The organism is Ravibacter arvi (genome assembly GCF_039540405.1).
GTDB classification, from domain to species: Bacteria; Bacteroidota; Bacteroidia; order Cytophagales; family Spirosomataceae; genus Ravibacter; species Ravibacter arvi.
The window spans coordinates 1-18,397 of record NZ_BAABEY010000010.1 but is presented as its reverse complement, the minus strand read 5'-3'; the positions used below and the strand labels follow the sequence as shown (position 1 = coordinate 18,397).

The 18,397-nt window shown below is 50.7% G+C and carries 9 protein-coding genes; all 9 read left to right on the top strand.

Going from position 1 to position 18,397, the window contains the following annotated elements; genetic code table 11:
* Window positions 1–139: 139 nt before the first annotated feature.
* Window positions 140–1,384: a mandelate racemase/muconate lactonizing enzyme family protein gene (locus ABD852_RS04210; protein WP_345026770.1), complete on the top strand. Its 1,245-nt coding sequence runs from the start codon at window positions 140–142 to the stop codon at window positions 1,382–1,384.
* 237 nt (window positions 1,385–1,621) lie between these two features.
* Window positions 1,622–4,765 (top strand): SusC/RagA family TonB-linked outer membrane protein, encoded by a 3,144-nt coding sequence (locus ABD852_RS04205; protein ID WP_345026769.1) that lies wholly within the window; start codon window positions 1,622–1,624, stop codon window positions 4,763–4,765.
* 76 nt (window positions 4,766–4,841) lie between these two features.
* Window positions 4,842–6,380 carry a SusD/RagB family nutrient-binding outer membrane lipoprotein gene (locus ABD852_RS04200; RefSeq protein WP_345026768.1) on the top strand — a complete coding sequence of 513 codons (1,539 nt, stop codon included), beginning with the start codon at window positions 4,842–4,844 and terminating at the stop codon, window positions 6,378–6,380.
* A gap of 91 nt (window positions 6,381–6,471) precedes the next feature.
* On the top strand, window positions 6,472–7,821 hold the full coding sequence (locus ABD852_RS04195; RefSeq protein WP_345026767.1) for an enolase C-terminal domain-like protein: 1,350 nt from the start codon (window positions 6,472–6,474) through the stop codon (window positions 7,819–7,821).
* A gap of 14 nt (window positions 7,822–7,835) precedes the next feature.
* Window positions 7,836–8,873 (top strand): LacI family DNA-binding transcriptional regulator, encoded by a 1,038-nt coding sequence (locus ABD852_RS04190; protein ID WP_345026766.1) that lies wholly within the window; start codon window positions 7,836–7,838, stop codon window positions 8,871–8,873.
* A gap of 66 nt (window positions 8,874–8,939) precedes the next feature.
* The gene (gene dgoD, locus ABD852_RS04185) at window positions 8,940–10,187 is read left to right on the top strand and encodes a galactonate dehydratase (RefSeq protein WP_345026765.1); all 1,248 of its coding nucleotides are present in this window, start codon (window positions 8,940–8,942) and stop codon (window positions 10,185–10,187) included.
* A 136-nt stretch (window positions 10,188–10,323) separates the two neighbouring features.
* A complete protein-coding gene (locus ABD852_RS04180) occupies window positions 10,324–11,601 on the top strand; it encodes an MFS transporter (RefSeq protein ID WP_345026764.1) in 1,278 nt (425 codons plus the stop codon).
* A 605-nt stretch (window positions 11,602–12,206) separates the two neighbouring features.
* Complete coding sequence (locus ABD852_RS04175; RefSeq protein ID WP_345026763.1) at window positions 12,207–14,555, top strand: T9SS type A sorting domain-containing protein; 2,349 nt, start codon at window positions 12,207–12,209, stop codon at window positions 14,553–14,555.
* Window positions 14,556–14,974: 419 nt separating this feature from the next.
* The coding region (locus tag ABD852_RS04170) for a hypothetical protein (RefSeq protein WP_345026762.1) at window positions 14,975–18,397 on the top strand (3,423 nt) is incomplete at its 3' end.

Genomic DNA, 18,397 nt, shown 5'->3' with positions numbered 1-18,397 from the left:
CATATCACTTCCAGCGAGCGATAATTTCGGAATTCTTAAACCTTTAGGAGTAAATAACCAGTTCGATTGCCCGGTTTAGTTGGTTTAATAAAGTTAAACGATTAACTAATTTCCACCCTTAACCTAATTTATTCTACCCATGCATCGGCGGAATTTTCTCAAAGGTGCGCTATTCGGCACAGCCGGGTTTCTGCTACCCGGCAACAGCTTATACGCCGGATCAGCGCCTTCCCTGAAGATAACCAGGATCAGGTACTATAGTGCACCCGGTTATAACAAGCCGCTCTTTAACCAGGCCCGCGGCATTGTAGAGATTGAAACCAACGAAGGCCTCACAGGAATCGGGGAAGGAGGGACACGCGACATGGTAGAACAATGCGCCGCCATGCTGATCGGGGAAAACCCCTTCCGGACCGAGCACCTCTGGCAATACCTCTACCGGAGCATGTTCTACCCGCCCGGCCGCGAAAAGCTGCACGGGCTTGGCGCGATCGAAATGGCGCTCTGGGACCTCAAGGGAAAAGCACTCGGAGTTCCTGTATATGAGCTGCTTGGCGGCGCCACACGCGACTTCGTTGAGTGTTATGCCACCGGGTTCCGGCAATCAAAGGCCACTACAGAAGAGGGAAGAGCGGAAGATTGCCTCAAAGCTGGCCTGCGCTGTTACCGGATCGGGCCAACCGGCGGAAATGACCCCGGCGTTCCCTTTGATTTTTACGAACATGCCCGAAAAACCGTTGACCTGTGCCGGCGGATCGACAAAGCCGTGGGTGGCCAGGGCCGGTGGGCAATTGATCTTCATACGCGTTTTGACACCACCGAAGCCATCAAAATCTGCGATGAGCTTCAAAAGCTTGAACCCTATTTCGTGGAGGATATTATCCGCTCCGAAAACCCTTCCGTATATCGTACCGTTAGAAATATGACCAAGGTCCCGATTGCAGTAGGAGAGCAATTCGGGGACCGTTGGGATACCAACGAGCTGATCGAGGATCGGCTCATTGACTACTCCCGCGTAACGCTTCCCAACACGGGCGGCGTCAGTGAACTTAAAAAGATCGCAAGCCTTTGCGAAACCCATTACGTCGGGCTGATTCCCCACTTCACCGGTCCCTTGTCGACAGCGGCCCTGGTGCATGTGCTGGGATCAAGCAGCCCGATGCGCTGCATGATGGAACTGGCAGGTGGAGAACCGGAAAAGCCTGCCTATTTCAACGACGATTACCTTTTGTTTCAGAATGGCAGATTGCATCTGAATCCAAAACCTGGCTGGGGTGTGGAGTTTAACCCTAAAAAGGCTGATTTTATCATGGAAATCAAAGAAAACACCAAATTCCCTCACCCTTACCTGAAAAGCCCGGACGGCGCTATTCACAACTGGTAGAAAAACAGGACTCCTGTAAATCCGGCATGCTGCTGAAGCGGTATGCCTCGGCAGAACATTGCCTTTCCCGAAAGGCGCCGGCGGCTTCTTCAAAAGAAGTCTCATTGATCTGTATACCCCAACCTGAACCGGAGCGTCGGCCATACCATTTCCTGCTTCGCGCCTGATGCGGCATGACCTTCACCTCCTCACCGGTTGCGCTCACGTAGTATATCATTCATTATCAGTGAGAAACCCATGAAATCACTTTTAACGACCCTATCACTATTCAGCCTTTTTCTCTGCGCTATTGATCTCGGCGCCCAGAGCAGGGTTACCGGCAAAGTAACAACGCCTGACGGCCAGGCTTTACCGGGCGTCAACGTGCTCGTCAACGGTACCCCGACCGGGACCGCCACTGACGTAAACGGCGTTTACGCGTTAACAGCACCTCCCGATGCTGAACTGGTATTTTCATTTATAGGTTATACCACGCAAAAAATAAAAGTCGGGAACCGTTCCGTAGTCGATGTCCAGATGAAGGAGCAGGATCAAAACCTGGAAGAAGTCGTGGTTACGGCGCTTGGCATCAAAAGAGAAGCCAAAACGCTCGGTTATGCCACCGCTACCGTCACGGCCGACCAAATCGCCGTCAATCGAAGTCCCAACCTGCTGAGCACCCTCCAGGGCAAAATGGCCGGGGTGAATATCACCACGATGTCGACCGGTCCGGCCGGCACCGCCAAGATCAGGATTCGCGGCCAGTCGTCATTTTCCGGTCAGAACAACCCCTTGATCGTCGTCAACGGCGTACCGATCGACAACTCCAACTATTCGCTCGGCGGTGATTATGGTGCTGCCCGGATTACCAACCGGTCGGACGGTGGCGACGGGATGTCGAGTATCAATCCGGACGATATCGAATCCATGACCGTTTTGAAAGGCGCTACGGCTGCCGCCCTTTACGGCTCCCGCGCCAAAGACGGCGTTGTAATGATCACTACCAAAAATGGGAGCAGCTCCAAAGGCTGGGGCGTGGACTACGGTCTCAATTTCACCACCGATACCCCGCTGGATTTTACGGATTTTCAATATGAGTACGGCCAGGGAGAAGGCGGAAAACGCCCCAACGACCCCAATAGTCAGCCCACCTCAGGAGTTTGGAGCTTCGGAGAAAAATTTGAGCCGGGGATGAAGCAGTACCTTTTCGATGGTGAAGAATGGCCTTACGAGCCGGTCCGCAACCGGATCCGCAAGTTTTACAATGTAGGCACTAACTTTACCAATACCGTTTCGGTATCCAACGGCGGGCCCAACGGAAGCTTCAGCCTTTCTTTTTCCAACACAGACAACAAAGGGATTGTCCCCAATTCCAAATTCAACCGTAAAACGGTCAACATTGGCTTCAGCCAGAAAATCAATCCAAAACTAACGGCTTCCGGCAACGTCAACTACTCGCTCGAAAACAATACCAACCCGCCGCAGGTCGACGCGCAGGACTTTGCGACCGCCACCGTCATTTACACACTGGCCAACTCCATGCCTTTCGAGGCGTTGAAAGCCAACCAGGTACATCCCGATGGCAAGGAATTTGTTTTTTCGAGATTTCTCGTCCGCAACAACCCCTATTATTCGGTCAATTATCACAAGGAGACCATTGACAGGAACCGTCTTTTCGGCAATATCGCCTTGAAATGGGACATAACAAAGTGGCTTTACCTCCAGGGGCGCCTGGCCCAGGATTATTACGTCCGGAACCAGGATTACAACATTCCCAACGGCTATGCACCTATTGCTGCGGCTCCCGCGGGGTATGTCAACGGCGCCTTTGTCCAGGACGTACGGAAATTCACAGAACGTAACATCGATTTCCTGCTCGGCGGCAACCATACTTTCGGGGATTTCGGTATCGACGCCACCTTCGGCGGCAATACCCGTTACGTCAAAATGGATTTCAACAGTGTAGCAGTTACCGACTTCGTTCAACCGGGCCTCTATACCGTCATGAACGGCCGCGTAAAGGACCCGCAATACAGCTTGTCCGAGAAAAAAATCAATTCCCTATACGGAGCGGCCACGTTTTCCTACAAAGAATTCCTGTATTTGAACGTTACCGCACGGAATGACTGGTTTTCTACCCTTTCGCCTCAAAACAGGAGCATACTTTATCCGTCCGTTACGGGAAGCTTCGTGTTTTCCCAGGCCATCCCGACACTACCGGAATGGATCAGCTTCGGGAAAGTGCGGGCTGCCTATGCCGAGGTGGGCGACGACAACGTGGCCCCCTATTCCAATGCCCTCTTTTACTCGGTCAACAACAACATGGCAACGACGCCGGGTGGTCAGTCGGTACCCGTGGGCGGCATTAATGCCAGTTCCATTCCCAACCGGAACCTGAAACCCCTTCGTGTAAAAGAAACGGAGATAGGCCTTGAAACCAAGCTTTTTAATAACCGGGTCGGTTTCGACTTTACCTATTATCACAAGTTCACCGAAGACCAGATCCTGGCTGCACAGGTATCAGATGCCTCGTCCTACACCAATAAACTCATCAACGTAGGCCGCAGCATGAACAAAGGCGTGGAAGTGCTCCTCACTTTCAGCCCGGTCCAGACGAAAAATTTCTCCTGGGATGTCAACTTCAACATTTCTTACAATACCTCAAAAGTTCTGAAACTCGGACTGTCCGAAAAAGACACGGTGATTACCGCCGGCGGTGGTGGCGGGCGTGTGCTCAACCAGGTGGTCGGGAAACCGCTGGGTCAGCTCTATACGTTCTACTACCTGCGTAACGCGCAAGGCCAACAGGTCTTCGACAAAGCCAGCGGGCTTGCACTGCGGAACGATGTACTGCGCAATGTCGGCTCAGCGCTTCCGAAATACTTCGGCGGCATCACCAACAGCTTCAATTACAAGGGTATTATGGTTTCAGCTTTGATCGATTTCAAGCTGGGGAACAAAATCATTGCCGGTCAGAACCAGAACTATCTCCGCCACGGACTTCATAAGAGGACATTGGAAGGGCGCGCCGAAGGTTATGTAATCGGCAAAGGCGTCAACCCGGGCGGAGAGGTCAACGAAACCCGGGCGCTGGTTCAGCCTTTTTATGAAAGGCCCAATGTTATCGGTGTCCACGAAGACATGGTATTTCACGGCGGGCACTGGAAACTCCGGCAGATTACAGCCGGGTACGACTTCTCACGGCTGCTGCCTTCTACTTTCTTCCTGAAAGGCATGCGACTCAATTTTGTGGCGAACAACGTTGCCGTGCTAAAGAAATGGACAGAAAATATGGACCCGGAAATGGTCTTCAACACGTCCGACAACGCCGCGGGACTCGATTTCTGGCCCAGCTTACCACTCACAAGGTCCATGGGCATCAGCCTGAACGCCAGATTTTAGCTATCAGCCATTATCAGCATGGAGGAGTGAGGCGTATCAACCGGCTCATCCCCCACTGCATAAACCTCTTACCCAGATGAAAAAGACCATCCATATTTTAACCATTTGCCTGGCCTTGCTGGTGACTTCGTGCGACTCCGGATTCGACGAGATCAACACCAACAAAATCAACCCGACTTCTCTTTCACCGGATTTCGTGCTGAACAAGGCCATCATGGAAGCTTCCTATACCCAGGGAACAGATGCTCTGCAGGTGCTCAACTACCACTTCGGTATTGTGCAGCAACTGATCACACCTTATGGCAGTTCCCTGGCCGGCGCCAACTACAACCAGTTCGTGGCTGCCAATATCGTCCAGATCTGGCAGATCTACTACCGCAACGTTGTCAAGCAGATCACCGATGTGGTGTTTGTTACGACTGGCGACGGCAGCAGGCACAACCTCCACCAGATGGCCCGGATCTGGAGAGCTTATGCCTTTATGATCCTTACCGATAACCATGGGGACATTCCCTACACGGAAGCGGGGAAGGGCTACCTGGAAGAAATTATTTCGCCAAAATACGAAACCCAGCAATCCATCTACGCCGACCTCCTGAAAGAACTGGAAGAAGCATCGGCAGCCCTGGATCCGACCAAAGACAAGGTCAGCAACGAAATCCTGTACGGCGGCGACATTGCCAAATGGAAAAAGTTTGGTTATTCCCTTCTCTTCCGGGCTGCTATGCGGCTCTCCAGAGTGGATCCGGCCACCGCCCAGGCTTACGTGACAAAGGCAGTGGCAGGAGGACTGATTTCGTCAAACGCCGAAAACGCGGTTACGAGGCATTCGGCGCTCTATAACAACTGGGTTTCCAATCACCTGGCAGCGCGGGAAAAGACCAACTATTATCTCGCAGAACCTTTTGTAAATTTCCTGAAAACCAACAATGATCCGCGGCTTCGGGTTTTTGCGGTCAGGCACGTCGGCGCTACCAGCGGTACCGACCAGACCGCAGCACGGCAATCGAGCGACCCGGCAGTACAGATCGGTATGCCGATGGGCTACGACGACGTATCTATCCGTACTACCTACGCCCAGAAGGGAGTAGTGAGCCTTTGGGATTATACCCAGGCAAATTTCAACACTGTACTTCAGCTGGACGCTCCCGACTTCCACGTCACCTATTCGCAGACACAACTCCTGCTGGCCGAGGCCGCCTTCCGAAAATGGGTAACAGGCGACCCGGCCGCACTCTTTCAGGCCGGAGTTCGGGCTAACCTGCAGCAAATGGCCGCCTACGGGGCCGCCTCCGCTCTCGCAACCGACGCGATTGACAAGTATGTGACCGACCATCCGCTAAGGGCCGGGAAGGAACTGGAAGATATCAATACCCAATACTGGGTAGCGTCGTTCCTGAACGGGCCGGAGCTTTTTGCCAACTTCAGACGAAGCGGTTTCCCGGCACTTCTGAAAAATCCATATCCGGGTTCGGAACTGCAAGGAGAAGATTTTATACGTCGCATCCCCTACCCGGATACCGAAATAGTGGTTAACCAGGCCAACATGAACGAAGCCGTTACACGCCAAGGGCCGAACACCCTCAGCACCAGGGTATGGTGGGACAAGAAGTAGTTTTTACAGGTGTGGGGTGTGAGGTTTGAGGTGTGAGCTCAAATCTCAACCCTCACACCTCAAGGCTCAAACCTCAAACCTATAAACACAAATGAAGAACATGAAAAATGAAAGGCGCGAGGCGCTGAAAATGCTGGGACTGGGAACCTCGGCCGGTTTGCTCTCTCTTTTCGGGAACCGGGCCGAGGCCATGGACCGCTATGAAACGCCGCCTTATGCAAAGGGGCTGGCGCCGGTGAAAATTAAGAGCGTACGTGCTATTGCGACGGCTCCCCAGGGTTCCAACCTGATCACGGTTAAAGTAGAAACTACCGAGCCCGGCTTGTACGGACTTGGCTGCGCCACGTTTACGCAAAGGGCTTTCGCGGTCATTACCGCTATCGAAAAATACCTTAACGAGCTTTGTGTCGGCAGAGATGTAGACCAGATCGAAGACACCTGGCAATCGGTGTATGTCAGTTCCTACTGGAGGAACAGCGCTGTTTTGAACAACGCGCTTTCCGGCCTGGACCAGGCGTTGTGGGACATCAAGGGGAAACGGGCGGGTATGCCGGTTTACCAGTTGCTGGGAGGAAAATGCCGCTTTGCGGTGCCCACCTACACCCACGCGGGAGGAAAAACGCCTGAAGAAGCGGTTGAAAGCGTCAAAAAATTCATGGAAGAGGGCTTCAGGTATATCAGGATTCAGCAGGGCGGGTACGGCGGCGTCGGCAGCATATCCGCAAAACCCGACTTTAAGGAGGCGGGTTTCGGCGGTGAAACCGATAACTACATGAATGAGCGCTTTTACCTCAAATCGGTTCCGGAAATGTTCGCAGCCGTGCGGAAAAACTGCGGGGACGATGTACAGCTCCTCCACGATATCCATGAACGACTTCAACCGATGGACGCCATTAACCTCATCAAACGACTGGAAGAATACAGCCCGTTTTTTGTCGAGGACCCATTCTCCCCTGAAAACATGAAATGGTTCAAGCTACTGAGACAAACGACATCTGTTCCGCTAGCCATGGGCGAATTGTTCAACAATGTCAACGAGTTCCTGGAACCGATGGTAAACCAGTGGTTTGACTATATCCGGATCCATGTTTCCCAGATCGGGGGCATAACGCCCGCTATGAAAGTAGCCCGGTTGGGAGAATTTTTCAATGTCCGCACCGCCTGGCACGGCCCCGGCGACGTCACGCCGGTAGGTCATGCCGCCAATGCCCACATTGACCTGGCGGTCTGGAATTTCGGGATCCAGGAGGCAGTGCGGTTCAACGACCAGACCCTGGAGGTTTTTTCAGGCTGTCCTACGATGAAAAAAGGATACATGTACGTAAACGAAGTTCCCGGGCTTGGCGTCGATATTAACGAAAAAGCAGCCGCGAAGTACCCGATCACCACGAAATCGAACTGGCAGGTCCGGAAAGAAGACGGCACCATTATCAGACCATAAGACTAAGTTGATCCATGCTGAAAAAAAGGGTGTCGCTCAGAGACATTGCGGAAAAGGCGGGTGTGTCAACTGCTCTTGTTTCCTATGTACTCAACGGGAAAAAAAACAGGGTTGGAAAAGAGATGACCGATAAGATCAGGAAGATTGCGGAGGAACTGAATTATGAACCCCACCATGTAGCCAAAAGCCTCCGAAGTGGAAAAACCTTCACCATAGGATTGATCATTGCCGATATTTCCAACCCTTTCTTTGCCAATATCGCCCGCGTTGTGGAAGACGAAGCGAAGCAATACGGGTACACGGTAATTATCGGGAGCTCGGATGAGAACGCACAGAAATCGTGGGACCTCCTGCATGTTCTGCTGAACCGGCAAGTTGACGGTTTCATAATTGTCTCGGCAGAGAATTCACAAAAAAACATCTTACTGCTTAAGGAAAAGAAAATACCGTTTGTGCTCCTCGACCGGCATTTCCCTGATATTCATACCGACTTTGTCACGACCAACAATTACAAGGCGTCCTACGACGCTACGGTTCATTTACTGGGAAACGGGTATGATGACATTGCGCTGATAGCCTACGACTCCGACATGTACCACATGCAGGAGCGGATACGGGGTTATCACCAGGCACTGAGCGAAAACCACATCGTGCCCCGGAAGGAGTGGCTGAAAAAAGTCCCGTTCAGTGATATGGATACCCGGGTAAGAATCGCAATTGACGCGCTGACAACGGGTACGAAACCCGTCAGGGCGATCTTATTTGCCACTTATGGCCTTGCCATTAACGGTTTGAAATACATCAACGAGAAAAAAATCAAAGTTCCGGATGACCTCGCCATCGTCAGCTACGGCCAGGCGGAAGTTTTCGATCTCTACTACTGCCCGATCAGCTACATTCGGCAACCCCTGGAGCAACTGGGAAAGACGGCGGTAGAAATGCTGATTTCCAAACTGAAGAACCCGGACGAAACCATGAAACAAGTCTTTATGGAAGCAAAGCTGATCGCCCGCGACTCGTCGGTCCCGGTTCGTGTCAAAACACCCGGCTGATCAGCCATGTCAAAACAGCCCGACCCCGGAGACTCCCGGACCTATCAGACTCTAACCGAAATCCTTATGAAAAATTCTATCCAACCCGGTCGCGCAACGAGGCGCACCGTTATTCAAACACTCCTGGGCGCGGCAGGTGTCGGCGCTCTTGTTTTACCCAGATCCTCCTATGCCGCAAATCCCGGCAGGTTTGAAGGTTACAGCAGCGTGAAAATCACGCGCCTCGAGACTTTCCTGGTAAAACCCCGCTGGATATTTCTCAAGATTCACACCGACGCAGGCGTGACCGGTCTCGGCGAGCCCTTGCTGGAAGGAAGGGCGCTCACCATTCAAACGGCCATCAAAGAGCTGGAACCTTACCTGATCGGCAAGGATCCCCGTCATATTATTCACCACTGGCAGGCCATTTACCGACATGCCTTCTACCGGGGCGGCCCTATTCTCACCAGCGCACTGAGCGGTGTCGACCATGCACTCTGGGACATCAAAGGGAAACTGCTGAATGTTCCCGTATATGAGCTGCTCGGAGGCCCGACCCGCGACCGGGTCCGGATTTACGGACGTGCCGGCACGCCGGAAGACATGAAGAAAAGAAAACAGGAAGGGTATACCGTAATCAAAACCGGGGTGGCCAAGAAAAACCCCGCTAATTTTGTGGAAAACCCGAAATTCATCCAACATGCCACCGACGCCTTTGCAGCGCTTCGTGAAGCAGGAGGCGACGAAATGGACATCGCCATCGATTTTCACGGCGCCATCCCGCCACAGACTTCCAAGCTGCTGATCAAAGAACTGGAACCGTTCAAACCTATGTTTGTTGAAGAACCCTGCCAGGCGCAGAATGTAGACACGCTCGTAGACATTGCCAGGGGGACCCATCTTCCCATCGCCACGGGTGAACGGATATTCACCAAATGGGGCTTCCGGGAAATTCTTGAAAAAGGAGCAGCCGCAATTCTGCAACCCGACCTTTGCCACGCCGGTGGAATTACGGAAGGCCGACTGATTGCCGGTATGGCGGAAGCTTATTACGTGCCTATTGCGCCCCACAACCCGATGGGCCCGATCTCACTGGCCGCCGGCCTTCAACTGGCGGGCGCTATTCCCAACTTCCTGGTACAGGAACAAGTATCCCTGGGCGAAGGCTATATCAAAAACCCGTTCAAACTCCAGAAAGACGGTACGGTGATGCTGCCCGCTGCGCCGGGCCTGGGCGTGGAACTGGACGATGCGGCCCTCGCCGACAAAATCGGCCACGACTGGAAAAACCCGGAATCCTATAATGCGCTGGACGGGTCGGTGGTGGATTGGTAGGGAGGGGGAAGGCGGTAATCGGAAGGCGGAGGTCGGAAGTCGGAAATCGGGGGATTAGTGTTGAAATGTGAACCAGTAACCCGTGATGTACCCGGCCTTTTGTAAGAAAATCCTGAATACCCTTTAAAACCAACTGATGAAAATTAACAATTACAGATGGTTAATCGTGGCGCTGGTCCTGGTAGCCACTACGATCAACTATGTTGACAGACAGGTCATCGGCCTTTTGAAACCTATCCTGGAAGTAGAGTTCGGTTGGTCGGAATCGGATTATTCCCGGATCGTGATGGCTTTCAGTGCCGCTTATGCGGTTGGCCTTTTGACCATGGGCCGTATGGTCGACTTCCTGGGAACCAAAAAAGGGTATAGTATCGCGGTAATTATCTGGAGCCTCGCGGGGATGCTGCATGCGGTTTCACGGAATATGGTCCAGTTTGTAACCGTACGGATCGTATTGGGCATTGGTGAAGCGGGGAATTTTCCCGCCGCCATGAAAGTCGTTTCCGAGTGGTTTCCGAAAAAAGAAAAGGGAATTGCGACCGGGATTATCAATGCCGGTGCGAGCCTGGGCGTGGTAGCAGCGCTGCTTGTAACGCCCCTGATCCTGAATTTTTATACCTGGAAAGAAGTCTTCTGGATCACCGGCGGGCTCGGCTTTGCCTGGCTCATACTCTGGTGGATTTTTTACGAAATCCCGATGCGCCAGAAACGGATTACACAACAGGAATTGGACCTCATTGTCAGCGGCCAGGAACAGTACCAGACCCAGTCGGGCAAACCGATGTCCTGGAAGAAGCTGCTGTCGCTTCCGCAAACCTGGGCAGTTGTAGTCGGCAAGTTTTTTATCGATCCCATTTACTGGTTCTTTCTTTTCTGGCTCCCCTCCTATTTTTCGCTCACCTACGGCCTTGACCTGAAAAAACCCAGCCTTCCGCTAATGGTCATCTACCTCGCCACCACGACCGGCAGCATCGTTGGCGGGTATATTTCTTCGGCCCTGATCAAAAAGGGTTGGACTACCGTAAACGCCAGGAAGTATACGCTCCTGATGGTTGCGGTCCTTGAACTGATGGTGATCAGCATGCAATTCATTCACCACGTCTGGATCGCCGTAGCCGTGCTCAGTACTGCGGTAGCTTTGCACCAGACCTGGTCGACCAATATCTTTACCCTCACAACCGACCTTTTCCCGAAAGAATCGGTCAGTTCTGTGGCGGGAATTGCCGGAATGGCGGGCGCCATCGGCGGATTCCTCTTCCCTATGTTCGTGGGCGACCTGCTCGACCGCTATAAGCTGGCCGGTAACCTCTCCGGGGGGTACAATCTGCTCTTTTCAGTTTGCGGCATCACCTACCTGGGAACCTGGCTGATCATTCATTTACTGACCAAGCAGTTTAAGCGGCATGCAGTGTAGATGACAAGATTCTAAGCTACGACGGCAAATGACAATAAGTATCCCAACTTCCCCTCTCGAATTAACGGCGCTATGAAATCCACCGGGGTGGTTTTCTCTCTTTTTGACAGGCAGCCGAATGACCGCGGCCATGTATTTATTCATGGCCACTTACAAGAAAAAAGGCATTAAACAGCATCAATGGCTACCCAACTTGTAAAAATATACGTCGGTAATATGGGTTTTACCGGAAGGATACGAAAGCACTTTTGCATCAACCATAAAAACATTTTTTGTTACTACATTTTTAACCAGACCTGCAGGAATCACTTAGCCATTTGGGCTCTATTGTGTACTTTTCTACTCGCATTGCACATTAATTTATGATTTTCACTCTTTTTTATTGTGAATTATTTTTTTTATTGAAACAAATAAATACATTTGGCCCAACTCTTTTCGACCAATACTAACTTGTCTGTTATGAATGTAACACGCTTCTCGCAAGAATACTCTGCAATTTCTGGTAATCAAATAATGTGGCAGTTGCTCCGAAAACCGGTCGCTTCCTGACGTTCTGTCTTTATTAACTCCCCTTTCTGGATTGACTATATTTATACTATTCTATTATGAGAGTAAGGCAAAAGTACGCACTGTACTTTGTAATATTATTTGCGCAAGCCGGTTTTCAATTTGCCAGTGCACAAGTAAGTGGTAAAGTAGTAATTGGCGGACATAGCCACGCTTCATCTGTTTCTCTTTCGGGTGCAATAGTAAGCGCTTACGGCAACAACGGATCCGAACCGGAAGCGCTGCTGGCTCAGGCCATTTCAGATGAGAACGGACAATATTATCTGGATATTCCAGCAGGAAAAAGGGTCCGTGTTGTATTCAGTCACCAAGATTTTTCTTCATCTACGTATTCGGTACGTTATCTGCAAAGCCCGCGTTCAAACCTGGATTGGACTGCCACAACAGCTGAATCTGATACAGTGTATGCAGCGGCTCCGGTTTACATCCAGGGAAAAGGCAATGACAGTACTTATTCATTGGTAGCGGTGTCCTTAACCGGAAATGCAGCCTTGCCTGCCAAAAAACTGGCAACATCCGGGCTTACAGGAGCGCTTTGGGGCGTGGCTTATGACAAAAGGGGCCGGCAGTTGTTTTCGTCTGCCTTTTCAAAGCGGCATGTAGGATACGGTATATTGGGTACCGGTGGCATTTACCGGACCGATTGGCAAAGCGGCAAGACTTATCCCTATCTTGACTTGCAAGCCCTTGGCATCCCGACGGGAGCCGATCACCACGGCGGGCTATCCGGCAATGAGCTATCCAAAAGTCGCGATTCGCTTCTGATAAACGATGTGGGCAGGATTAGCCTCGGCGGCATGGCCATCGGCGCTGACAACCGTCTTTACTTGATGAACCTTCACAACAAGACCCTCTACGGTATCCGCATCCCGGCAGACACCAGCGCCCGGCCCACTGCAGCCGACATTGAATCGTTCCCGGTCCCGGTCGACGGTTGCAAAGGAGGTGATTGCAGACCCTTTGCCGTAACGGCTTATCAAGGTCTCGTATATATAGGTACGGTATGCGATGCCGCAAAATCCGGAAAGCCCGCTGATCTCAAGGCTTTCGTGTATCAGCTTGATCCGAAAACACGTGAATTCAAACCTGTTTTCACATGCTCTCTGGACTATCCGCGCGGTGAGGCTATGGCAGGATTGGGCTCCTCGCAATGGAATGCCTGGACCGATGATTTCCGGAAAGCACTCAATAGTGATTTCCCTTCATTTGCACACCATCCCCAGCCAGTTTTGTCCTCTATTGCATTCGATCAGGACGGGAGCATGATCCTGGGCATCATGGATCGGTTCGGGCACCTTTCAGGCGTCGGGCAGCCTGACCCGGAGGGGAAAATGGCCGTCAACGGGATTACCGCCGGCGATATCATCCGTGTTGCCCGACAAGACAAAAATTCCTTTTCCGGACGCCGGTTCAAGCTGGAAGCAGATGGCAGTACCGGAACATTTACCAGCAAGGGACGTGGAAATTTGCAAGGACCTGCAGGCGGAGAATTCTTTTTTCGCGACGGTTTTTATGAAGTACAGCTGGGAGGGGGCGAAAGAATCATACGGGAAGAAACTGCCAATGGGAGTGTCGCCGTTTTGCCCCGGACAGGCGAAATTCTTTCTTCGGCACATGAACCCGACACCACCTTCAATACCGCCGGGATAAGGGCCTTCTACCGTACTAACGGACAAAATGCACGCAGTTGGGATTTCTTCAGCAATGCGCAGCCCGGTACTTTCGGAAAAGCCAATGGTATAGGCGGGATCGAGGTTATTTCAGGCGAAGCGGACAGTCCGATAAGTGGCAGGGTATGGCTGGACCTCAACCAGGACAATTTCCAGGATATTGAAGAGCCCGGGATGGGCAATATACCGGTGGAACTTTGGGAAAATGAGAGCAGGTTGGCCGTAGCGAGGTCGGACCAGGATGGACATTACCAATTTGAAGCCCGGGATGTGCCGGCTGGCGCCGGATACCAGGTAAGCGTAAATACCGGAGAACTGGGCATGAAAACAACCGCAGGCCGACAACCCGAAGGGATAGCAACTATCCACGCTGAAACCCGGGAATTAACCCCTGAATACGCCCAATCATGGGACTTCGGGCTAATCCCAACACTGAAATTGTCTGGCGGATTGGAGATAGAAAACCCTCAGCTATTGGTATATCCCAACCCGGTCAGCGATCAGGCAAATCTTAAGGTAACATCCAAAGCTTCCTCAGTCGAGATTAAAATAATTGATACAAACGGCAAACTGATCCTACAGGAATCCCATTCCCCAAACCCGGAAACTTTTTCAACTTCATTTGACACAAGAAATTGGCCTTCAGGAAGCTATATCATAACCATCCGAGAAAAAGGTAGCGACAGAATGGTATCTTCGATCCTCTTGAAGCAATAATCAATCATTTTGTAATGAAACAATTCATACTTATCCTCCTTTATTGGATGTCGTGCCTTTCGGCTACTGGACAACAAACAAGACCGCTTACGAAATCCTCAATCGGAAAAGAGTATCCCATTACAAAGTTACCGATAAAAAAGGATACTATTGTGTTAGACCCGACTACAAAAGATACTACTAATTCTCGGGTGAGCAAAAATCTTGCGTCCCAAAATGGCCCCTCAGCGAAGTCTTATATACCTAATATTCTTCCTCCATCACCTGACGCAGCAATGCTGGGTCGCTTCGGAGAAGTACCTGTAAATTTGAGCAGAGGGACAGTATCAGTTTCTGTACCCATCTACGAGATAAAATCTGGAAACTTAAAACTACCTATATCTCTAAACTATCACCCGGGAGGTGTGCGGGTAAACGATTTGGCTACTTCAGTTGGATTGTCCTGGTCATTACAAGCGGGCGGCGCCATAACTCGAGCTGTCAGGGGTAAGCCGGATGAGATGAGTGGCGGTTTCTTCGAACAGCCAGCACCTGAGTCATCCGATACAGATGCTTTTAATTGCTATATCGGAAGATTAGCAGAACATGACGGCACTTTAATGGATGGTTTACAGGATAGCTACTTTTACAATTTCAACGAACAAAGCGGGCGGATTCTGTACGCCAATCGTCGAAGAACAGCCAATCAACCGCTTGGATCACTCGCTGCCCTTACAGTTCCCTATAAGCCTATTAAGATTTTTGGCAAAACCATGACCGATGTAGACGGAACCATCTATCAATTTGGTGGAACCGTAAAAGGCAAATCCTCAACGGAAATCACCTCTCACACTGGCGATTTCTCTTACAATTTCGCCTCGTCCTGGTACCTATCGAGTATAATCTCTGCTAACCGTATGGACACGATATTGATCGAATATACAGATCCTGTGCTGGTTAGTCAGCCTATGTTGTGGTCTACTACTTTGGTATTGAAAAAGCGGCCATCTGGAGTTACAGAAGCAGACTACCCACGGGGCGCAGCAAGTCGGTCAATCCATACCATATATCCGGCTCATATCCATTTCAAAAATGGACAGATTAGCTTCCTATACGCCTCAGACAGGCAGGATCTCACGGGAGCAAAGCGGCTTTCATCCATTGTAATTTACAAACGGGAGTCGTCCGGCACGCTCATTGAACTCAAGCGCTTCGAACTTGAGCAATCTTATTTCAACTGTACCGACGGATATTCTCAAATAGATTATACTCTAAATCCTGATCATCCTAACAGTCCGGTACTAAAGAGAATGAAACTAAATAAGGTAAAGGAAAAATCTCAAGGCGGATCCGAACTCCCAAGCCACACCTTTTCCTACTATGAAGATGTTCCATTGCCAATTATCGGAAGTTATTCTCAGGATTTATGGGGATTCTACAACGGTCAGAACAATTCAAAACTCCTATTGTGGGATACTCCCGGGTACAATACTCCTCCGAGCGCTACTTATGGGGCTAATCGGTTACCCAGCTTTGTCCATACCCGTGCGGGGGCACTTAAAGAAATTCAATACCCAACAGGAGGTAAAACTACTTTTGAATACGAATCTCATCAGCAAGCGGGTGTCTTAGATGGAGGTGGAATCAGAATAAAGGACATTGTCAACAGTGATGCCACGGGACAGGTTATCCGAAAATCATATAACTACCCCGGTGCTTATTCAACCAACAATATTTCCGCGGGAAGTATCAGTGGCCTAGCTTACAATTTCTTATTAAAGCAAGTTACACTTAACCAGACTTTATGTATCGAAGAAATTGTTGAATATACTTCATATCCGGAGAGTTACAGTTTTATGCTGGGAAGCAATGCTGGCTCCTCAATGGCTTACTTTGAAACTGAGGAAATCCGTAAAAACGGATCTGGGCAATCAATAGGGAAAACAGTAAGCAAATTTACTCAATCTATCGACTGGACCTCTTCTATATTTCCTGCAGAAACAATCTCTTCTGAGTGGAAACGTGGGCAACTTTTGGAACAAACCGAATATAATACATCAAGTCAGATAGTAAAGCAGATTTTAAACCGCTACAGCATAAAGATGACGGACTCCCTTTTGAGGAACTATGGTGCCCGTGCTACCTTTAAACCTTCTGCTGCAAACCCCGGATCTTGCTTTGTCCTTTTTAATTCCTGGTGTACTACTGCAGATCCTGCTTCTGCTCATGGGCATACATGGAACATTGCCGCTTTAGAAGAGGAAATTGGTTCCGTTTTTTTGGATACGACTATTACTAAAACGTTTGATTTAACCGGAGCAAATCCTATAGAGGAAATAGTTACGTATGACTACGCTAAATCCACTCACCACCAACTAACCAGGCGTACAATTAAAGACAGCAGAGGCAGAGATAAATCAGTTCTCTACCGTTACCCACATGAGATGTCGGGCAGCAATTCTGTATACCAGGAGATGCGGGATCGGAACATTCTTGACCCAATAATTGAGCAGGAAGAAAAAACAAGCAATACCACTGATAAAGTAGTCCGAACCGAATATAAGAAATGGTATCCTACTACCACATTTGGAACTGTTGAGGGCTTCATGGCCCCGTTTAAAGTTCAGCAAAAATTAGGAAACGGGCCGTGGATTACTGAGATTGTTTATGGAGAGAATCTATCAAGCCCGTCTGAAAATGGATACGACATGCGCGCAAGACCTGTTGTCTATACGAGCCGGAATGGAATCACGACCCGACTTTCCTGGCGGGAGGAGGCCGGTATCCGCGACAACCTTTCTACAACAACGGTGAGTACCCACGTGACCAGTTATGACTACTTTCCCCTCGTCGGCCTCAAATCGGTTACCGATCCCTCCGGCAAGCAAACCTGGTACAACTACGATGGTTTCGGCCGGTTGCTCGACATCCGCGAAAACGCTTCAAATGGTAACCTGATCAAAAGCTTTTCTTATCACTATGCAAATGGTATTTCAACCGGAACGTCTGTTAACACTTCTGCAAGTTTTATACAACCCGTCGAACCTGAATTAATTCCACCGAGCTGCACCACGCCGCCGGCACCTGTCATCACTAAAAGCGGCTCTACGGTTTGCGCCGCTACCGATGAAACGGTGACACTCAATTGTACGGCCTGTTCGGCGGGAACCATTACCTGGTACCGTGACAATACACAGGTAGGTACAGGCGCTTCCCATATTACTAACCAGGCGGGTAGCTACACGGCCAGATGCGTAGTAACCCCAGGAACCTGCCAAAGTGCTGCTTCTACGGCGATCGTTGTAGCCCAGACTGCAGGCTGCGGTCTCAATCCTGTTTCGCTTACCCTCTCGCTCTGGAAAGCCGGCACAGCAGGTGTCCGCACGAAAGTAAAAGACATTGTGGACGGAGAGACCATCCAGATCAGCTCTTTGAGCGGCAGTCAGATGAACTATTTCATTGACATCGCCAATGGTACCATCAGCAATACGCCCGGAGGGAACAACTACAATAAAGTGCTGCTGCGCTTGAACGGACCGGGCTATGACCAGGAGGGCTGGGGACCGGAGGAGGTCGTAGGCGGATCTCCCCCATTTGGCCTTTTTGGCCCAGACGGCGGCAGAGTCCCTGCAGCGGGCAATTATACGCTGACCGGAAAAGTTTACCAGGGCACCACGCTGCTTTCCGAAAAAGCGGTGAACTTTACCCTGGCTACTACCGCGCCCTGCGCGTTTACCCCGACCCTAACAGCTTCTACCACCACCCCTGCCGCCGGGAGCTCCTTTACACTGACTGCAGCGTGTACAGGCGCAGACTGCAGCGGGGTAACCTACACCTGGAGCGGGACCAATGTCAGCGGTACC